Consider the following 20,445-nt stretch of genomic DNA (forward strand, 5'->3'; position numbering starts at 1 on the left):
AGCTATTTATGTAACCACTTATATTGTAAGTAAAGATGTATACAACCAATGCTAGCCCAAGGTAGTAAATTCAGCGTTTCACAGCGGCTCAATATCAAGGCATAATGATCGTGATATTTCGCGAATTTGGTCTAGTGTAATGATAAAACAGTTTTTAGACGATCCAAGCTTATTGCTTAATGCAGTGGGGGAAGGTATTTATGGTTTTGATTTAAGTGGTAATGCAGTATTTGTAAACCCAGCAGCAGAGCGGATGACTGGTTGGCGAGCAGATGAGCTATTAGGTAAAAAAATTCATCAGTACCATCATCACAGTCACGCAGATGGTCGACCATACCCGGCTGACGAATGCCAAATATATTGCACTATGTTTGATGGCAAACATCGCCAAGTTAAAGGGGAAGTGTTTTGGCGTAAAGATGGCAGCCATTTTGCTGTGGAGTATACTTCAACCCCAGTATATAAAGATCAACAGTTAATTGGCGCTGTCGCGATATTCCGCGATGTATCTAAACAGCAGCAAACAGAGCAAGCCCTGCGAGATGCGTTAGCGCAAGTAAATTTGCTTAGTGATCAGTTACAAGAGCAAAACTTTTAATGGTTTCAATGTTGACCTGGTTATTACAAAGAACACCAATTGAGGTATCAGTGTTGCGTGACCGTAACGCGTTATATCGGGTAAATTTTGAAGGATTAGTAGAGAACCCTTATACTTTGACGATTATCAACAAAACTCAACAATTAGTACATTATCGAGTCGCGATCAGCGGCCTTGATGTGGCTAAGTTACAGAGCCCTCAACTTACAGCTGTCGAAGCTGGTCAAATGAAGCGCATCCCGGTCACTGTTGTTGCCGATGGCTATGATTTACCAAATAAGCTCAATGCACTTGATTTTGTGATCACAGCCGAAGAAGACCACAGTATTAAGGCATCAATAAGCAGTGTTTTTTATCGCGACTAAGTTACGCAAAGTGCAATTGAGCTGCTTTACCGGCCATTGTTTGGTTAACAAAGGTTTTAGCTTGTGCTAAACATTTAAACAGACGATGGCGAATATCCACGCTCAGAGCTGCATTGTGAATAATGCGTTGCATTTGATTGATTACGATAGCTGAATCAAAAATATAAGCGCTGGCAATGCATCCATTACGAACCATGGCAGAGGCTAACAGTGTAAGTTGTTGCTCTGCTTGGGGAGTTGCAGCCAACAGATTTTGAGAATTACTAATATATCCCCATGGTTTATTGGCAAGCTGACTAACTTGTTCAAATAAGCCATTGCTAAATGCGGTCACTAAGCTTGCATTAAGATTGCCGCAGAAATCAGCGATGATAATATTTTGCTCGCGGTGTAAACTAACTTGGCCATGTTTATTGCTAAATTTCAACGTGCTTCCTTGTAAGAAAATTTAAGAGCGCGAATTTTATACAATTAAAGCGTAAAGTCTAGTTTTTTAGCAGTATTTCATAAGTTTGCATTGATTATTTTTTTGTACAGGTAAATTTTAACTTGAATATGCTGTTGTGGGCTGATGGTAGTTAATGCAGACCCACAGTTGATTAATTATCAGTGACTAGGCTAGTAAATGATCTAAGGCGCCTGTAATGGCTGCAACTTGCGCTAAAATACATTCTTCATCAGTTGCCGTTGGACTATCTGGGTACACCTCAGTCGTCGTGACATACTGTGCATCTGTAAAGCCCATACATAAACCGAGTTCTCGTGCTGCGTAATTGATCACACCATGTTGCTCTAGTGGCACACCAATGAGTTGATTGTTTTCATCACTGGGCGCGATTTGAGTTACTTTAGTGACAGAGTCAATAATCGCCTTTTGGAATTGTGGTTCAGGTTTATTGCGATCAGCGACAAGATAAAACCCATCAGGAATATTCCAATTAGTGTTCACTTTGCCGTCACGAGCCGCAAGTGCAGGGCGAAACTCACTGTTGTCAGTGTCAGTTGTTTCATGCAGATCAATATGCGCTAATAAGGGTATATTTTGTGCCTTAATATAATTTATTAGTGCTGCTGACTCCGGTGCTGGGCTTGGTGAATAAAACGAACGGTTTGGATCTATGGCGGCTGGATTCCAACGATTAATGGTTTCATATCCCCATGGGCTAATACAAGGGGCAACCAGTAAGTTAAACGCTTTTGTATATTTCATACCTAGCGTTTTCATAAAATGTAATGCGCCATGAACACCGCTTGTCTCATAGCCATGCACGCCACCGGTGATCAAGATGCTCGGTTTATTCGATGCCCACTGTTTTGATTTAATAATAAAAAGAGGATAGCGAGTAGGATCAAAACTGAGCGCACCATATTGCTCAACCGCGAAATCATTATCCAGTTCGTTGATTAAAGTGACAACTTGTGATTGATAACTGCGTTTAATCGTTTGTTGGTTAAACCAGCACTGTTTATCTTTATCATTCCAAGGCGTGCCTTGAGTACCTATTGGATAGTTATTTTCGCTCATAGAACCTTCATTTATTACAATAAAGGTTTAGCTTATCGCTGTGCTAACCTCACTGCAACTAGCTGCGACTAACACACAACGGTGAATTATCAATATTAAGCTTTATATAGCGGTTATCTGGACTCATATAAATTGGCATGTTGGCGCTTATGGGCTTCGAATAAATAGGCCCTGAGATGTTCTTTCCCTTGATGAATTTGAGTGTTCTTGGCGGCCATGCCTCGCTTACTAAAACGCACCGGCTCGATGTCGATAGTAATATTTCTCTTATTTGGCAGAGTTAATTTTATTTGTTGATCAACTGCTAAAGGAGCTTTTTGAGTCGTTGATTTTAGAAAAAGCCCAGTACTTGAGATTGATTCTACTTCAAAGCCTTGGCTCTGAATATTGAGATTATCGCCACGCCAACAGCGTTTTATTCCTCGTGTATCAATAACTTCAGGGGCGCTTAGCACTGGGGTCAAAATGCCTGTTTTATCAATTATTATTGCAAGTGGAAACCATAATTGATAATCGCCAACTTCAGCCAGTAGTGTTAATTTTGTATTGTTTAGTAATTCAGCAATATTGGCAGGGACAGCGCTTTGTAATGTCAGCGTATGATTGTCCTGCAATTTTGAAGGAGCCGTCACTTGAAAAAGATCTGCTATAAAATTTAGTTCTTCATTGGTCATATCCATATAGCACCTGATCCCATGGACGCGATAATGCAGTTAACACCGTATTTTCAAGTCGATAATTTATACATACAATTATGTATAACGGCAGCGCAGTAACATACTTGAGTTATTTAAGAAAATAATCATCGGCTAAATTTTAGTGCTAGAATTCACATAAATAACTGGACCTGATAAAGCTATTAAGGGTATTTTAAAGTTGTGATTTTTTAACTGCAATTATAAAAATAGTTTTAGCATTGCTACCTTACTTTTATCTCGTTTACATTAATCAACTGCTCTTTACTAATCTTTTCACGCCGAATACTTTCATTTGCTTACATTCCTTTAAATTATTCTGGTGTACTTTTAAGTGCACGGTTTTTACGCGCACGTAATTAATGGACAATATTTTCTATCAACAATCAATAATTAACTTCGTTGCACAATATGCCGGCTACTCTAAATCACAATTAGTAACGATGGTTGATGATACGTGCAGTACTTTAAGAGTTGATGCGTATCGGGTGTTTGAAAATACCCTTTCAAATTATCAACAATTGGGTGTAATTGAATACAGTAGCTTAGATAGTCTGCTCAAAAGTGTTGCTGTGAATTTGAAAACGACAAATGAGTCTGAGTCTTTTCTTGTTTCACAGCTAGCAAACTGGTGGCAAGAATGGTACTTCGCGCTATCGATGCATACAACACCGAACCAGCATAATTTTGTTTCGGTGCACCATAATATTGAACATTTAACGCAATATAATAAACCATTAACCCGTCAGCATGATTTGAGTGAATACGTTAATTTATTTATGCAAGTGCCAATACCTTTATGCAATGTATGTATGCACACCGAGAATATAATCCGCATAAACCAACGTTTTGTTGATGTGTTTGGCTACACTATTGACGATATTCCAACACTCAATGATTGGTGGCTTAATGCTTACCCTGATCCACACTATCTGATGTGGGTGCGACAAACCTGGCAACAAGCTCTTAGCTTTGCGTTAGAAAATGATACTGATATTCAACCACAAGTTTATTGTGTTACTTGTAAAGATGGCTCTCATATAATGATGGAAATTTCGGGAAGATATTTTAAACACGAATTTTTAGCTATTTTTAAGGATGTAACACAGCATTTAGCTGTTGAAGATACACTTCGCGACATGGCTTTTGTAGACTCATTAACTCAAATTGCTAATCGCCGTTGCTTTGATGACAAGTTGGTCAATGAACTTGAATTAATGCATAAAAAAATAAAACCGTTATCAATGATCTTAATCGACATCGATTATTTTAAACAATACAACGACAACTACGGCCATATTAAAGGCGATGAATGTTTGTATCAAATTGCACAATGTATTGCGGCTACGATGAATCACGAAAAGGACTTTGTTGCACGTTTTGGCGGTGAGGAATTTGTGGTGCTACTGCCAGAGGCTGATCCGAAAAAGGCTTTACATAGTGCATTACAAATCCAGCAAGCCATTAATCAGTTAGTTATTAAGCATGAATATACTGATATTGGTTATATAACACTAAGCATGGGCATTAAAACTTTGCATAATCCCCAAACTGGCGATTATACCTATTTTGTTGATGCGGCGGATAAAGCCTTGTATCAAGCAAAAGGACAAGGCCGTAATTGTATTGTTGTTAGTGAAGATTGATAGCAAAATCAGCTAGCGCTGCTAGGCGCATTTAAAATTGCAGCGCTCAAGCTTAGCTGACTTTATTGTCCATCAGTGATTACTTTAAAATGGCCATTATCAATTCCTTTTAACGTGTAGTCACCAATACGATAACGAATTAAACGTAAAGTAGGGTGGCCAATATGTGCTGTCATCCTTCTTACTTGGCGATTACGCCCTTCGGTAAGAGTAATACTGAGCCAACTAGTTGGAATGTTTTTTCGCTCTCTAACGGGAGGATTACGTGGCCATAAAGTTGGCTCATCTATACGTTTAACAATGGCGGGTAATGTGAGTCCATCTTTGAGCTCGACGCCTTGGCACAGTTGTTTAATTGCTGCATCAGTTGGTTCACCTTCAACTTGTGCCCAGTAAGTTTTACTGGTTTTTTTGTTTGGCGCTGTTAAAGTGTTTTGTAACTTACCACAATTAGTGAGCAATAGCAGGCCCTCACTGTCTCTATCTAATCGTCCTGCAGCATACACATCTTTAATGGCAATAAAGTCAGCTAAGGTTTGTCTGTTTGCTTCATCAGTAAACTGACACAGCACATCAAAGGGTTTATTAAATAAGACAATTTTGCGCTCACTTGCGGCAATGGCTGGTTTGATCTCGCGCTTTATTGCGTTATTCACTTTTTTGGTTGTAATTGCACCGCGATTATAACTACGGCCGCTATTTCGACGTTTTGCTGTATTACTTGGTTTAGCCGTTGTCATTGTTAAATGCACCGTGCCGGTTTTGGTAAACCGGCTATTTTAGTTGCTTGCTTAGCAGGACCTTTTGGAAACAGTTTATAAAGGTAGATACTGTTGCCTTTATCTTCGCCTAAAGCTTTTGCCATTGCTTTTACTAACATTCTTATTGCTGGGCTGGTGTTGTATTCTAAATAGAAACTACGTACAAAATGGATCACTTCCCAGTGTTGAGAGGTTAATTCAATGTTTTCTTGTGCGGCTATAATAGGTGCTAATTCTTCACACCATAAGGTATGATCGAGTAGATAGCCTTGTTTATCGGTGTCAATAAGCTGATTGTTAAGTTCAAGCATGGGTTACCACGTGATTGAGTGAGAAGTCGATAAAGTCAGCGCGACGAAGTCATCATAACTAAGCGCAAGATCTGGTTTATTTATAGCTATATCGCGCACTTTTGCGTCATCGGCAAGAATTAATAGTTGCCTTGCAAGTTGCCTAAATTGCGTCGTTGCAAAGCAGGCGTCGCTTAGTAATAGCACTTGATCACTTGGTTGAATAAGATTAACCAGTTGATCAGTATTGTAATAGCTAAGTGGCTTAGAGAATATATGCAAAGTACTCATAGGGTCACTATTTGTTGTTGTTGGCTAATAAGGTGATGTTGTTGCTGATAATTTAGCGCTTTTACTGGTACTAGCAGGTTATTTTTATCAAGGCCATATTCAAGCAATGATTTTTCACAGACATAGATGTTTTCAACATCATAAATTTCCAATGTTTTTATGCTTTTAAAATAGTTTTTTAAGCCAATATGTTCAGGCTGTTGCTGTTTTTTTAAGGCAAGCACAGCAGGGCCTGTGAATAACCAGCTGATATTTTGCTCTACTGCCGCAAAAATTAAGGTCATATCCAGCGCGTCACGAATATATAAATCATCAAAAGGACTATGTTGACTTAAAACAAGTACATTAATCATTTGAATTGCACCCATTTGTCGGCATCACTTGCGAGCATGGCAAATTCAGCTAGACCTGCAACAGAGAATACACCAGTATTATTTATGTCTAAACCGCGTTTCTCGGCGGCAGTAACACATAACATTAAGCTAACCCCTTGATCATATAATTGCTGCCAAAGTGAATTGATAGGTAATTCATCGGATGCCAGATTTAGTTGCTTACTGGCATGAAATACACCGTGTTGATACAAGAATATTGCATCAATTTGATGACCTGAGCTTAAACAAGCATCAGCAAATTTAATTAACCGCTGTGTGGCGTCATGATCGGATGGTGCGCTGTGCAGTGAAAGTACAAATCGTGCCAAAATTTTTCCAATAAAAAAGCCCCTAAAGAGGGGCTATTTTAACAGAACTATTTAATTAGTCATTATTTGCGCCAAGTAGGGCAAGTAATGAAGTAAATAAGTTATAAACGCTTAAATATAGAGAAACAGTTGCACGAATGTAGTTAGTTTCACCACCATTAATGATGCGGCTAGTATCAAATAAGATAAGACCAGACATAATTAAAACAACCGCAGCGTTAAGCACCATAAACATGAGTGAACTGCCAATGAAGATATTCACGATACTGGCGATGATCACTACGATAAGACCTACGGTTAAAAAACCACCCATAAATGAGAAGTCTTTTTTAGTATTAAGAGCGTAAGCAGATAAGCCTAAAAATATTAGTGCAGTAGAACCTAACGCTTGCATAATAAGCATCGGGCCATTCGGCATAGCTGCATAATGGTTTAATAGTGGACCGAGGCCTGCGCCCATTAAGCCGGTGAAAGCGAATACCCATGCAACACCTGATGCACTGTCAGCTTTCTTATTTACCACAAATAATAGGCCGAAAGAAATAAGTGTGAAAACTAACCCCATAAAATAAGGAAGTTGTAATGCCATTGAAATACCAGCCGTCACAGCACTAAATGCTAATGTCATAGCCAATAAGAAATAGGTATTTTTTAATACCTTGTTTGTTTCAATGGTCGACATAACCGGTCTAGCGGTATTGTACGATTGATTAAATGCCATTTTAGAGCTCCTTTAGAAACCTATTGTAAGTTCCGATAATTAAACTGAAGTTAGATTACCAAGACTTCTATATTTGGGCAAACCTTTGTAGTTCAATAGACCAATAATTAAAAAGAAAAGTTCAATTTTGTATGGTTTTCATACTAACCTGCATTAAGAGTGAACAAATTAATTGTTTTTTAAGCACTTAAGCATTTTTTTGAAAAAAAAGCTTCACAAAGACCACTGCCTTCTCTATTATGCAGGCCGTGCGGAGAGATGGCAGAGTGGTCGAATGCACCGGTCTTGAAAACCGGCAGGGGTTTATAGCCCCTCTAGGGTTCAAATCCCTATCTCTCCACCACTTAATTACAACAGTTATGAGTGCACTCTTACTCGTGACTTACAAAATTTCGGAGAGATGGCAGAGTGGCCGAATGCACCGGTCTTGAAAACCGGCAGGGGTTTGTAGCCCCTCTAGGGTTCAAATCCCTATCTCTCCACCATCTATAAAAGCCCGCTTATTAAGCGGGCTTTTTTGTATCTAAAATGCATAGTTTGTAAATTACGACCATAGTCTCTATTTCGATGTTGTTAAACATCATGCATCCTTAGTATTTACTCTTAGCCTGATTTTAAGGACGTATTATGAAACATCGGCTTGCGAAAAGTGTGGGTTTATCTTTGTTGTCACCTGTGATCATTGGCACTGTGCTTGGTATTTATTATGCACTTACGCTAAGTGGCGAACCAATAACGACTTTCTTCAATTTATTAATGAGTGCGATAGCCAACGCCCATATTGTTGGCTTGACGATGGCTGCCTTTGTCGTCCCGGGTTACTTATTAATGTACAAGTACGCAAAAGTAAATTACTCAGGTGTACTGACATTGGGTTTACTCGGCGGGGCAATATTTAGTTATTTACTTAGCGCCACAGGCGGTATGGTATTTTTAATTAACACTGCAATGTCAGCCCTTGCAGCTGGGTTATTTTTATATGGTCTAAGACAAGGTGCTGTAAAACAACAATCTCCTCAATAGCAGAATTATTAACCAAGCTTGCTGAAATTTAGGGCAAATTGTTTTTTTTTGCTTTGAAAAGGTTTCAATTATTGGCGACAAAGAGTACCTTTAGCTACTGTATGTTTGATAAGAAGTAGTTTGGTATGCAAAAGCAAGAATTTTACCAGTCATTAGTTAAACAAACTGAATCGCTAATTACTGGTGAGCCTAATATTATTGCCAATATGGCGAATATCAGTGCACTGTTATTTACGTCACTAGATGATGTCAATTGGGCTGGGTTTTATTTAATAGACTCACCGACTGAATTAGTGCTTGGTCCGTTTCAAGGCAACCCTGCATGTATCCGTATTCCACTAGGAAAAGGGGTCTGTGGGACTGCTGCTGCAACTGCACAAACTCAACTTGTTGAAGATGTACATGCATTTGCAGGACATATTGCCTGTGATGCAGCGTCTAACTCTGAGATAGTAATACCTGTCCATAAAAATGGTGAAGTATTTGCTGTATTAGATATAGACAGTCCAAGTATTGCTCGGTTTGATGCGGATGATAAGCTAGGTTTAGAAGCACTCGTAGCGTGTTTTGAGGCAACAATTGCATGAAAGACTTAGTAAATGTACAGGATTATCTGTTTGCCATCACCGATGTGGGTGATTGGGAAGGGGATGAAGAACATGTAGCGGAAACGCTCAATGATTTAATTCATATTGCTTGGGATCGCCTTCCTGATGACACGGAATGTGAATTAATTGATGAAATAATTAATGGTATTTGGGAACACCTTCGAGGTGATATGGCTGTAATTGAAGCCGACTTTGAAGAGCTGGTCGACTGGGTAACACACTACGTCGATTCGTCCCTTGATGAAAAGATGTGAAACATAGGTTCTAAAATGGAAACCACAAACAAGCTAAAAGATATTAATGAAGTGTTGGAATTTTTATATCAAGAATTCCCGCAATGTTTTAAACAAAAAGACGGCATCAAGCCGCTGAAAGTCGGTATCTTTAAAGATATCGCTGAGCGAATTGAAGGGTCTGAAAAAGTTAGTAAAACGCAGGTTCGCCAAGCGCTTAGAAAATACACGTCTAATTGGCGTTATTTAGAAGCGGTGACTAAGTCTGAGTTTCGTATTGATTTAGACGGTAATCACGGTGCTAAAGTTGAGCAAGAACATATTGATCATGCTCAAAAAGCCCTTGAAGAAAGTCGTGCAAAAATGGCTAAGCGTAAAAAAGCGCAGCGCCCACGTAATGATTCAGACACAAAATCTTACAAAAAGAAACCTGGCCAATTCAGCAAACCAGCTGATAAAAACGCTAAGGTTAACACTGCACCAGCGAAAGCTGCACCGGCTAAACGTTCAGGAAAAATTGAACCTTTACCAGCAAGTGAGGTCAAGGTTAATAACAAAGTTAAAGTTAAACTTGGCCAAGCCCTTGTTAATGCCGTAATCACTGAAGTGAATAAAGATGATGTTCACGTTGAGTTGGTAACGGGCATGCAAGTTAAAACGAAAGCAGACAGCCTGTACATTATCTAAAAGCTGTATATAAATTAAGGAGTTGTGTATGAGTCAGAAGTTTAAGCTCATTCCGTTAGTTGCGGCCCTGTATTCGGGTTTATTATTTGCATCAGATGTTGCTGATGTCGCTGATGTTGTTACGGCAAAAGACTTGCCAGTCCTTACACAAGAAAGTCAGCATAGTACGGCTAGCAAGCGGGTGACGAACTTATTTACTCGTGCACATTACAAACCAATTCGTTTTGATGACGCACTTTCAAGTAAAGTGTACGACCGTTATATCGAATCCCTTGATTTTAATAAAAGCGTCTTTTTGGCTGCGGATATTGCTTCATTTGAGCAATACCGCAACCAATTTGATAATGCGCTGACCACAGGCAAACTTGATTTTACCTTTGATATTTTCAACCTAAGTATGAAACGCCGTTTTGAACGTTATGAGTATTCATTAAGTTTACTTGAAAAAGAAATGACGTTTGATGAGGCTGATGAATATTACTTTGATCGTGAAGATGCTGATTGGGCAAAAACGCAAGTCGAGCTTGATGAGCTTTGGCGTGAGCGTGTTAAATATGACGCACTACGTTTAAAAATGACCGGCAAAGATTGGGCCGGTATTAAAAAGGTACTGACCAAGCGTTACCACAATGCGCAACGCCGTCTAGTGCAAACTAACAGTGAAGATGCATTTCAAATAGTAATGAACTCATTTGCGCGTAGCATTGAAGCGCATACTTCATACTTATCACCACGGCGTGCTGAACAGTTTAAGATGGACATGGATCTTGAATTAGAAGGTATTGGTGCCGTACTTAGCTATGATGAAGACTATACTGTTATTCGCAGTTTGGTTCCCGGTGGCCCTGCTGATAAGTCTGAGCAAATTAAAGCGGATGACCGCATTATTGGTGTGGCGCAAGATAAAGAAGAATTTGTTGACGTAATTGGCTGGCGTCTAGATGACGTTGTCGATTTAATTAAAGGCCCGAAAGGCACTAAAGTACGTTTACAATACTTGAAAGGTGTTGACGACCATGGTGCTCCAAAAGTTGTTGAAATTATTCGCGATAAGATTCGTTTAGAAGACCGTGCTGCAAAATCGGAAGTGTTTGAAGCACAATATTCTGATTTAACCAGTAAGATTGGGGTCATTGAAATCCCAGGTTTTTATAATAACCTTTCTAAAGATGTGAAAGTTGAACTTGCTAAGTTAAAAGAAGCGAAGGTAGATGGCATCATTATCGATTTACGCCAAAATGGCGGTGGCTCGTTATATGAAGCAACACAATTATCAGGCTTGTTTTTTGATCAAGGCCCAGTTGTACAAATACACACTTTGAATAACCGCATTGAAGAGCAAAAAGACCGTGATGGTGTCACTTTTTACGATGGCCCATTAACAGTATTAGTTGATCGTTATAGTGCGTCTGCGTCTGAGATTTTTGCAGCCGCCATGCAAGATTATGGTCGTGCGGTTGTTATCGGTGAGCAAACATTTGGTAAAGGCACAGTGCAACAGCATAAAGGTTTAGGCCGCGCTTACGATTTATACGATAATCCACTTGGCAGTGTGCAATACACCATTGCAAAGTTCTATCGTATTAATGGTGGTAGTACCCAGCATAAAGGCGTGATCCCAGACATTTCATTCCCATCAGCAATTGACCCAGCAGAGTGGGGAGAAAGCCAAGAAGATAATGCCTTACCATGGGATAGCATTATTCGTGCAAAATATAATTCAGTTGATGACTTACATGCAGCAATAGCTTACTTAAGCAAAGCCCATGATGAACGTATTAAGTCTGAGCCAGAGTTCAACTATGTATTTGAAGATATTAAACGCTATAAAGAAGAGAAAGATCGTAAAACGATTTCATTAGTTGAAGCCCAGCGTATTAAAGAAAAAGACGAAGGTGAAGCGCGTGCTTTAGCACGTACTAACGAAAGACTGGTTCGTTTAGGTGAAAAGCCGGTTGAGAACTTGGATGACGTTCCTGACGTTTTAGACGATTTAGACCCATTTTTAGAAGAAGCCGCATTAATTACGCAAGACTATATTAAATTTGGTCGTGTAGCTAAGAAATAGGGCGATTTTCCCGGTTAATTTAAAAGGCGCTTTTGCGCCTTTTTTACTGCCTAAAACTATTGGTATTGCTATAATCACCGATTAAACGCAGATAAATAAGTTGCGTTCGTGCTAAAAATAATAATTAAACGCGTATATAAATACGTGTAGGAGCCTCTATTTTGAAGTCACTAGAAGAAAAACCTATCCCACAGGCCAGCTTTTTTGATGCCTTGATCCCTATCACTGTGCTGATCTGTTTACTTGGTGCTGCGGTTTACCTATTTGGTGATAGCTCATCATCTGGACCAAACCAAATAGCTTTACTGTTTGCAACCTTTACAGCCGCATTGATTGGCCTGAAAAATGGCTACACTTGGAAAAAATTAGAGCAAGCAATGATTGAAGGGATCACTTTATCATTGGGCGCGATATTAATTTTGTTAATGGTTGGTGCGCTAATCGGTACTTGGCTGTTTTCAGGCACAGTGCCAACGCTGATTTATTATGGCTTGCAAGTCATCAACCCTAGTTGGTTTTATGCCGCAAGTTGCTTAATTTGTGGCATCGTGGCAATGAGTATTGGTAGTTCTTGGACCACAGCAGCAACCATCGGTGTTGCGTTACTAGGGGTTGCCACAGGACTTGGTTTAGAGCAAACAGTGACTGCAGGAGCTGTTATATCCGGCGCTTACTTTGGTGATAAGCTCAGCCCATTGTCTGAAACAACAAACTTAGCCCCAGCGGTTGTGGGCGCAGATCTATTTGAACATATTCATCATATGTTATGGACTACCGTACCAAGCTTTGTCATTGCTTTGATCATCTTTGTATTTATGGGCTTTAATGCCACAGCATCCAGTGAAGCAGGGCGTATTGATGAGATCACAGCCATTTTACAGCAAAATTTTAATATTGGTTTTGAAATGCTGGTGCCGTTACTGGTTTTACTCGTGTTAGCGATTAAAAAAATGCCTGCATTCCCTGCAATTTCAATAGGTGCTGTAATTGGTGCGGTTTGGGCTATGCTATTTCAGTCAGACTTAATTGCATCGCAAATAGATGGCTCTAAAGGTGAAATTGTTGGTTACTTTAAGTTAGTTTGGACGACTTTTTTTGATGGTTTTACTATCGCAACAGGTGATGAAAAAATGAATTCATTACTCAGTGGCGGTGGCATGTCAGGTATGCTTACAACCACTTGGTTGATCATGACTGCCTTGATGTTTGGCGCCATTATGGAAAAAACCGGCTTGCTTGATATTTTTGTAAAAAGTATCCTTAAAATTGCAAAAAGCACAGGCTCATTGATCACCGCAACGATCGCGACCTGTATTGGCACCAACGTGATTGCAGCTGATCAGTATATCGCTATCGTGGTGCCAGGTCGGATGTTTAAAGAAGAATATGAAAAACGCGGTTTAAAGCCAGTAAACTTATCAAGAACATTAGAAGATGGTGGCACGATCACCAGTCCGCTGATCCCATGGAACACCTGTGGTGCGTACATGCAAAGTGTGTTGCTGATCAATCCTTTTGATTATGCGCTGTATGCATTTTTTAACCTTATCAATCCATTGTTAGCTGTTGTGTATGCTTACCTCGGCATTAAAATCTTACGTATTAAGCCTAAACAACAGGCATAAATTAGTTGCTCCCCGCTGTCGGGGAGCCATTTTTGGAGTTTTCCATGACTGCATCAAAAAAACCTCAAGCACAATATCTTAAAGACTACCAGGCACCGCCGTATTTTATTGACCATGTTGATTTAACTTTTGATCTTGCGCCGTTAAATACTCGGGTCACCAGTGTCATGACCGTTAAAAAAGCAGTTGCAGATGCGACTGATTTAGCGCTTGATGGGATTGATTTAACGTTAATTTCAATTGCTGTTGATGGCTCAGTTTATAGCGATTATACGTTAGCTGATGAGCAGCTGATCATCCATAATTTACCAGCTCACTGCCAAGTCACTATCGTGAATGAAATTGCGCCAAAAACAAATACTTCACTTGAGGGATTATATTTATCTGGCGGTGCATATTGTACACAATGCGAGGCACAAGGTTTTAGAAAAATAACTTATTACCTTGACCGCCCAGACGTACTTGCCAGTTTTGATGTGACTATTATTGCTGACGAGCAATTTACTCATTTATTATCAAATGGTAATAAATTAGCGCAAGGTAAATTAGACAATGGGCGTCATTTTGCTAAATGGCAAGACCCATTTAAAAAGCCAAGTTATTTATTTGCTTTAGTTGCAGGGGATTTTGATGTACTTGAAGATAGCTTTGTAACAAAAAGTGGTCGCAATATTGAATTAGCCTTATTTGTTGATAAAGGGAATTTACCGAAAACCCCTCACGCCATGGCATCACTTAAAAAATCAATGCAGTGGGATGAGCAGCGTTTTGATCTTGAGTATGATTTAGATATTTACATGATAGTTGCTGTGGATTTTTTCAATATGGGCGCGATGGAAAATAAAGGGCTAAATATCTTTAATTCTAAATGCGTTTTAGCGAATCAAGAGACCGCAACAGATAAAGATTATCACACTATAGAGTCAATCGTTGGCCATGAATATTTTCATAACTGGACAGGAAACCGAGTGACCTGTCGTGATTGGTTTCAACTGTCGTTAAAAGAAGGCTTAACGGTTTTTCGCGATCAAGAGTTCAGCAGTGATTTAGGCTCGCGAGCATTGAATCGTATTGATGCGGTCAAAGTGATGCGTACCCATCAATTTAGTGAAGATGCAGGCCCTATGGCGCACCCAATTCGTCCTGAGCAAGTGATAGAGATGAATAACTTCTATACAGTCACTGTGTACGACAAAGGCGCAGAAGTCATTCGTATGATGCATACGCTATTGGGCGAAGAAAAATTTCAACAGGGTATGGCTCTTTATTTTCAGCGTCATGATGGCCAAGCAGTTACCTGTGATGATTTTGTTGCAGCTATGAATGATGCCTCTGGTATTGATTTAACGCAATTTAAACGCTGGTACAGCCAAGCTGGGACACCACGTTTAATTGTTGAGCAAAATTATGATGCTCAGCAGGGCGTTTTTTCACTCAACATAGAGCAGCATGCACCAGTCAATCAACCTGATAATGTGCCTTTACACATCCCATTTGCTATTGAGCTGCTTGATGCGCAAGGACGCTCTGTGCCATTGAGTTTTGCAGGCAACCGTGTTGACCATGTGCTTAATGTGACCAACAAACAGCAACGTTTTAGTTTTGATGGCTTAACAGAAAGACCCGTTGCCGTATTGTTAGAAGATTTCTCAGCGCCATGCATTGTCAAACAACAAACCACAGAGGCTGATTTATTACATATAATACGTTTTGCGCGTAGTGATTTTTCGCGATGGGATGCCCAGCAACAATTATTTATTAGCGCTGTTAAAACTGCGATTGAAAACCCTGCTAACAACCAGCTCGATGACAAGATTATCAATGCGCTGCGCAGTTTACTAATTGAAAGAGAAGGTGATTTAGCACTTATTTCAGAGTTGTTAAAATTACCAAGCTTTGACACATTGGCTGCCGAATTTGCAGTGATCCCAGTGGATGAGATTGTGGCTGTCACTCAGCAGTTTGAACTACAAATTGCTGAGCAACTGCAGGGCGAATTCACGGCTTGTTACCAAAGTTTAATCGATGATGGCTCTGTTAGTGCTGATGCTGTCGCAGTGCGGGCATTAAAGGGTCTGTGTTTACACTATTTAGCAAAAGTCGATGAACTGGATAATAATCAATTATTGGTCAGTGCCGCAAATTCTCACAATATGACGAACGCTTTAGCGGCACTTAGTGCCGTTGTCAAAGCTGATAGTCCATTGGCTATTGAGTTATTAAGTCAATTTGACAGTCAATGGCGTCATGATGTGTTAGTGATGGATAAATGGTTTGCATTACAAGCAATGCAAGGGGGCGAAAACGCCATCGATAATATCAAAAAATTATATGAACACCCTTGTTTTGACTTTTCAAACCCAAACCGAGTTAGGGCGTTAGTGGGTAGTTTTAGCCATTTTAATACCGCACAGTTCCACCGAAAAGACGGTTCCGGTTATCAACTTTTAGGTGACTTATTGGTTAAGTTAAACGCCATTAATCCACAAAATGCGTCTCGTATGCTTACGCCGTTTATGTCATGGCGTCGTTATGATGAAGTACGTTCAGCGGCAATGAAAGCTCAGTTGCAACGCCTTGCAGAGCTGGATAACTTGAGCGATGATTTATTTGAAAAAGTGGATAAAGCATTACAATAAATCATGGTTGAATATTATTTTCTACTTAATCTTACCTACAAACAGTGTATGGATTATTACGAAGGTAAATACACTTCGGTACAAGTAACGGAAGATGGCGGCAAAAAAGTACGTTTTGCCGCAAGTCATTTACGTCCTTTTATTTCTTCTTTAGGAGTGAGAGGGCGGTTTCGACTTTTGCTTACCCCTGAGCATAAATTCTTACGTTTGGAACGAGTCGCCTAAAATAATTTTTAAAATAAATACTTATATTATTGTTTTTTTGTTAATTCAATTTGTCCTATTGTTAATTTACGTGTATAAATTATCTGGTAGGACGTCTTACCATTGCGTAAACGCCAACTAAACTGAAAAATTATGACGGATTGAACGCGTTCTATTTGTAATTTCTTTATTTCGCTTCTATCGTTACGACTACACTAAAAACAATAACTTGATCACAAAATTACCCGCGACAGGGGGAACACACAATGATAAGAAGATCGCTTTTTGTTAAAAACAAAATATTTTTAGGCCTAGCTGCTGCAACATTAGGTCTATCAACGGGTGTAACACAGGCTGCTAACTTTGAAGTTGGTGACTTTGATGTCACGTTTGATTCAAACTTTTCTTATGGTCAAAGTATTCGCGTAGAAGACCGCGACTTTTCTTTGATTGGTAAAAGTAATAACCCCGCTTTTAACTGGACTGGCTATGATCCATCGTTAAACCCAATCTATACAGCGCAAGACGTGTGGGCACAACCCGGTGCATACTCAAATAATGGCGATGCAGGGGATTTAAATTTTGATAGTGGTGAATCGTTTTCGAAACTATTAAAAGGCACACACGATTTATCTATCAATAAAGATAACTACGGTTTGTTTACTCGCTTTATGTATTTTTATGATTTTGAGTTAATGGATGGCGATCGTGCTTACGTTAACCCAGTATCAGGCGGTGGGGTTGATCCATGTGATGATCCGGATACTAAAAAGCAAGTGTGCGCTGATATCCGCTTACTTGACGCCTTTGTTTGGGCTGATTTTGATTTAAACGATGGTAAGAATCCGTTATCAGTGCGTTTAGGTCAACAAGTGGTGAACTGGGGTGAAAGTACCCTTATTTCCCATGGTATAAATGTTAACCCAGTTGATATAGACCGATTAAAAGCCCCTGGAGCAGAGTTAAAAGAAGCTTTTATTCCTGTAGGTATGCTATGGGCATCATTAGGGATCACTGACAACATCAATCTTGAAGCGTTTTATCAGTATGATTGGCATGAAACACGCCTACCGGCAGCAGGTAGTTATTTTTCAACCAATGACTTTGCCTCTGAAAATGGTTATCAGCAGAATATCCAATTAGGTTTTACTTCAAACCCTGATATTGATTTGGAGTTCTTAACAAATAGTTTAAACAGCTTAGATGATATTGTCCGATCACAAGGTGTTGATCCAACCAGTGATCAAGGTAAACAAATGATGAGCCAGATGTATATGGCTTATCCGACTAAAGTTGCCTTGAAAGGCAAGGGTGGTGCCGGTAAAACTGATCCTAAAGATGGTGGTCAGTATGGCTTACGCCTAGGTATGTTTTTACCTGAACTAAATGATACTGAAGTTGCGCTTTATCATATTAATTATCACAGTCGTCGCCCTTTAATTTCTGGTAAGGTATCTGATTTCTCTACAGCTGCTGTTGGCCAAGATATCGCGACTATTTTGTCGGGCGAAATCACAGAAGATAACATTACCCAGTTAAATGCTTTCACCCAAGGTGTTTTAGAATACCCCGAAGATATCAAATTGTATGGGCTTAGTTTTAATACATCATTAGGTGAAACTGCTTTTGCTGGTGAATTTGCGTTTCGCCAAGATGAACCATTGCAAATTGATGACGTGGAGTTATTGTACGCAGGTATGCCTGAACAGTTAGCTGTGGCAGGCTTACGCCCTGACTTTGAGCGTATATCACAAGTGCCAGGTAATGCACAAACCACTCAAGCTGATGGAACCGTAGTAACCAGTGCTGTTGCACCAGGGCAAGTTGCTGCGGGTTATATTTTAAGAAACACAGCACAGCTTCAATTTACAGCAACACACTTATTTGGCCCATCGCTTGGTGCTGATAGTTGGGCTGTTGTGGGTGAAGTTGGCGGTGTTAGAATTAATGACATGCCTGAATATGACGAATTGCGTTTAAATGTTTCGGGTACTGGTCGCAGTGGTGTTATTACAGGTCCTGGTACGGATGACTATTCGACGCTTCACTTAGGGTTATCAAATGGTCCTGAGACCAATCCGTTTCCAACAGCATCGGCATGGGGTTACCGTTTAATTGCCAAAGGTGATTATTTTAACTTCTTTAAAGGTGTTAACTTCTCACCGCGATTTGTTTTTTCTCACGATGTTAATGGTATTACACCGGATCCTATGTTCTTGTTTATTGAAGATCGTAAATCATTAGGTGTAACAGCAAACTTTAACTATCAAAACGCGTGGTCGTTTGACTTCAGTTACAACTCATTCTGGGGGGGTGGTCAAACGAATACATTCTCTGATCGCGATTTTGTTTCTTTTAATATTAAATATTCAATTTAAGGGTATCATCATGATAAAAAAACCTACCCTCATTGCACTGACGCTATGTAGTTTATTCTCTACAACCGCGGTAGTTGCTAAAATGACCAGTGAAGAAGTGGCACGGTTAGGCGCAGATTTAACGCCTGTAGGTGCTGAAAAAGCAGCCAATGCTGATGGATCAATTCCAGCATGGACTGGCGGTATTACTAAAGCACCCGCGGGCTATACGCCGGGAATGCATCACCCAGATCCGTATGCCAGTGATAAAGTGCTTTTCACCATTGATAAATCAAATGTTGAAAAATACAAAGCAAATTTAAGCCCTGGTCAAGTTGCGCTTTTTGAAGCGTACCCTGACACGTTTAAAATGAACATCTATACCACTCATCGTAGTGCTTCAAATCCTCAGTTTGTTTATGATGCAACAAAGCAATATGCGCCAACTGCAGAACTGATCGAAGAAGGAAATGGCATTAAAAATACCGCTATAGGTATTCCGTTTCCAATTCCAAAAACTGGCTTAGAGGCAATCTGGAATCACTTATTACGTTATCGCGGTTTGTCTATTGAGCGTTTTGGTGGTCAAGCTGCACCGACCGCATCTGGTTCATATAATATGGTTGGTTTTGATGAGCAATTATTAGTGAAATACTCAGATCCAAAGGCAACGCCAGCAGAGCTGCAAGAATCTAATATTTTGTTTAAATTTAAACAAAAAGTAACAGAGCCAGCACGTTTAGCTGGGACTGCATTACTTGTCCATGAAACCATGGATCAAATTTTAACACCTCGCCAAGCATGGACTTACAATACAGGGCAACGTCGTGTTCGTCGTGCGCCAAATGTAGCGTATGATGCACCAGGAACGGCGGCTGATAGTCTACGTACTACAGATGATTTTGACATGTTTAATGGTTCACCAAATCGTTACACTTGGACGTTAAAAGGCAAACAAGAGCTTTATATTCCATATAACAGCTACAAACTGCATAGCGACAAGCTACAGTATGATGATATTTTAATGGCTGGGCATGTTAATCCCGAGCATGTGCGTTATGAAAAGCATCGTGTTTGGGTGGTAGAAGCTAATCTTAAAGGCGATACACGTCATATCTATAAAAAACGCGTATTTTATATAGATGAAGATAGCTGGCAAGTTCAAGTAACCGATATCTATGATAACCGTGACCAAATGTACCGTGTCGCTATGGCACATACTATCAACTATTATGATGCGCTGACGAACTGGAGCACGCTCGATGTGTACCATGATTTGAACTCACGTCGTTATCTTGCTATTGGTTTAGATAACCAAGAGAAAATGTACGATTTCTCACAATCGTTTAACGATAATGAATTTACCTCAAGCGCACTGCGCCGCGAAGGTCGTTAATATACTCAAG

20 protein-coding genes, 2 tRNA genes and 2 pseudogenes are annotated in these 20,445 nt (G+C 39.8%); 15 read left to right on the plus strand and 9 right to left on the minus strand.

Features of this window, described 5'->3' with window-relative positions; genetic code table 11:
• Positions 1–139: 139 nt before the first annotated feature.
• Both NDQ71_RS02035 and NDQ71_RS02040 read left to right on the plus strand, forming a co-directional pair.
• Positions 140–592 (plus strand): annotated as a pseudogene (locus tag NDQ71_RS02035) (PAS domain-containing protein); the annotation flags it as partial.
• Positions 592–963, plus strand: a pseudogene (locus NDQ71_RS02040) (FixG Ig-like domain-containing protein); the annotation flags it as partial. The pseudogenes NDQ71_RS02035 and NDQ71_RS02040, both read left to right, overlap by 1 nt.
• A 1-nt stretch (position 964) precedes the next feature.
• On the opposite strand, the gene NDQ71_RS02045 reads toward NDQ71_RS02040, so the two are convergent.
• From NDQ71_RS02045 to NDQ71_RS02055, 3 genes are all read right to left on the minus strand, one after another.
• The gene (locus NDQ71_RS02045; RefSeq protein ID WP_192541014.1) at positions 965–1,390 is read right to left on the minus strand and encodes a hypothetical protein; all 426 of its coding nucleotides are present in this window, start codon (positions 1,388–1,390) and stop codon (positions 965–967) included.
• 186 nt (positions 1,391–1,576) lie between these two features.
• Entirely contained in the window at positions 1,577–2,488 is a 912-nt protein-coding gene (locus NDQ71_RS02050; protein ID WP_301562167.1) for a M14 family metallocarboxypeptidase, read from the minus strand.
• Positions 2,489–2,601: 113 nt separating this feature from the next.
• Positions 2,602–3,168, minus strand: a complete 567-nt coding sequence (locus tag NDQ71_RS02055; RefSeq protein WP_192541012.1) for a hypothetical protein — start codon at positions 3,166–3,168, stop codon at positions 2,602–2,604.
• Between the two features lie 377 nt (positions 3,169–3,545).
• Between NDQ71_RS02055 and NDQ71_RS02060 the strand changes: the two genes are divergently transcribed.
• Entirely contained in the window at positions 3,546–4,829 is a 1,284-nt protein-coding gene (locus NDQ71_RS02060; protein WP_192541011.1) for a sensor domain-containing diguanylate cyclase, read from the plus strand.
• Between the two features lie 62 nt (positions 4,830–4,891).
• Here the strand turns inward: NDQ71_RS02060 and NDQ71_RS02065 are convergent, their stop codons facing one another.
• The 6 genes from NDQ71_RS02065 to NDQ71_RS02090 are packed head-to-tail and all read right to left on the minus strand — an operon-like array spanning position 4,892 to position 7,595.
• A complete protein-coding gene (locus NDQ71_RS02065; RefSeq protein ID WP_192541010.1) occupies positions 4,892–5,569 on the minus strand; it encodes a pseudouridine synthase in 678 nt (225 codons plus the stop codon).
• 2 nt (positions 5,570–5,571) lie between these two features.
• Positions 5,572–5,901 carry a TusE/DsrC/DsvC family sulfur relay protein gene (locus NDQ71_RS02070; RefSeq protein ID WP_192541009.1) on the minus strand — a complete coding sequence of 110 codons (330 nt, stop codon included), beginning with the start codon at positions 5,899–5,901 and terminating at the stop codon, positions 5,572–5,574.
• A 3-nt stretch (positions 5,902–5,904) separates the two neighbouring features.
• Positions 5,905–6,171, minus strand: coding sequence for a DsrH/TusB family sulfur metabolism protein (locus NDQ71_RS02075; protein WP_064666118.1), 267 nt, complete (start codon positions 6,169–6,171; stop codon positions 5,905–5,907).
• Positions 6,168–6,524, minus strand: a complete 357-nt coding sequence (tusC, locus tag NDQ71_RS02080; protein WP_064666333.1) for a sulfurtransferase complex subunit TusC — start codon at positions 6,522–6,524, stop codon at positions 6,168–6,170. Before tusC ends, NDQ71_RS02075 begins: the two co-directional genes overlap by 4 nt.
• Positions 6,521–6,874: a sulfurtransferase complex subunit TusD gene (gene tusD, locus NDQ71_RS02085; RefSeq protein ID WP_064666119.1), complete on the minus strand. Its 354-nt coding sequence runs from the start codon at positions 6,872–6,874 to the stop codon at positions 6,521–6,523. Before tusD ends, tusC begins: the two co-directional genes overlap by 4 nt.
• A 55-nt stretch (positions 6,875–6,929) precedes the next feature.
• Positions 6,930–7,595, minus strand: coding sequence for a Bax inhibitor-1/YccA family protein (locus NDQ71_RS02090; protein WP_064666120.1), 666 nt, complete (start codon positions 7,593–7,595; stop codon positions 6,930–6,932).
• Between the two features lie 252 nt (positions 7,596–7,847).
• On the opposite strand from NDQ71_RS02090, the gene NDQ71_RS02095 reads away from it, so the two are divergent.
• From NDQ71_RS02095 to NDQ71_RS02150, 12 genes are all read left to right on the plus strand, one after another.
• A tRNA-Ser gene (locus NDQ71_RS02095) sits at positions 7,848–7,938 on the plus strand.
• A 51-nt stretch (positions 7,939–7,989) separates the two neighbouring features.
• Positions 7,990–8,080: transfer RNA gene (locus NDQ71_RS02100), tRNA-Ser, on the plus strand.
• 142 nt (positions 8,081–8,222) lie between these two features.
• Positions 8,223–8,618, plus strand: coding sequence for a hypothetical protein (locus NDQ71_RS02105; RefSeq protein ID WP_064666121.1), 396 nt, complete (start codon positions 8,223–8,225; stop codon positions 8,616–8,618).
• 125 nt (positions 8,619–8,743) lie between these two features.
• Positions 8,744–9,205, plus strand: a complete 462-nt coding sequence (locus tag NDQ71_RS02110) for a GAF domain-containing protein (protein WP_192541008.1) — start codon at positions 8,744–8,746, stop codon at positions 9,203–9,205.
• Positions 9,202–9,480, plus strand: a complete 279-nt coding sequence (locus NDQ71_RS02115) for a hypothetical protein (protein WP_064666123.1) — start codon at positions 9,202–9,204, stop codon at positions 9,478–9,480. The genes NDQ71_RS02110 and NDQ71_RS02115 overlap by 4 nt, the downstream gene beginning before the upstream one ends.
• Positions 9,481–9,495: 15 nt before the next feature.
• Complete coding sequence (proQ, locus tag NDQ71_RS02120; RefSeq protein ID WP_064666124.1) at positions 9,496–10,146, plus strand: RNA chaperone ProQ; 651 nt, start codon at positions 9,496–9,498, stop codon at positions 10,144–10,146.
• Between the two features lie 28 nt (positions 10,147–10,174).
• On the plus strand, positions 10,175–12,214 hold the full coding sequence (gene prc / locus NDQ71_RS02125) for a carboxy terminal-processing peptidase (protein WP_192541007.1): 2,040 nt from the start codon (positions 10,175–10,177) through the stop codon (positions 12,212–12,214).
• A gap of 161 nt (positions 12,215–12,375) precedes the next feature.
• Positions 12,376–13,839: a Na+/H+ antiporter NhaC gene (nhaC, locus tag NDQ71_RS02130; RefSeq protein ID WP_301562168.1), complete on the plus strand. Its 1,464-nt coding sequence runs from the start codon at positions 12,376–12,378 to the stop codon at positions 13,837–13,839.
• A gap of 44 nt (positions 13,840–13,883) precedes the next feature.
• Complete coding sequence (gene pepN, locus NDQ71_RS02135; protein WP_192541005.1) at positions 13,884–16,478, plus strand: aminopeptidase N; 2,595 nt, start codon at positions 13,884–13,886, stop codon at positions 16,476–16,478.
• Between the two features lie 3 nt (positions 16,479–16,481).
• Positions 16,482–16,703, plus strand: coding sequence for a DUF2835 domain-containing protein (locus NDQ71_RS02140; RefSeq protein WP_192541004.1), 222 nt, complete (start codon positions 16,482–16,484; stop codon positions 16,701–16,703).
• A gap of 245 nt (positions 16,704–16,948) precedes the next feature.
• Positions 16,949–19,060: a DUF1302 domain-containing protein gene (locus NDQ71_RS02145; protein WP_192541003.1), complete on the plus strand. Its 2,112-nt coding sequence runs from the start codon at positions 16,949–16,951 to the stop codon at positions 19,058–19,060.
• A 10-nt stretch (positions 19,061–19,070) separates the two neighbouring features.
• Positions 19,071–20,435, plus strand: a complete 1,365-nt coding sequence (locus NDQ71_RS02150; protein ID WP_192541002.1) for a DUF1329 domain-containing protein — start codon at positions 19,071–19,073, stop codon at positions 20,433–20,435.
• Positions 20,436–20,445 lie beyond the last annotated feature (10 nt).

It is taken from the genome of Pseudoalteromonas sp. KG3 (assembly GCF_030436385.1).
In the GTDB taxonomy this organism is placed as follows: Bacteria; Pseudomonadota; Gammaproteobacteria; order Enterobacterales; family Alteromonadaceae; genus Pseudoalteromonas; species Pseudoalteromonas prydzensis.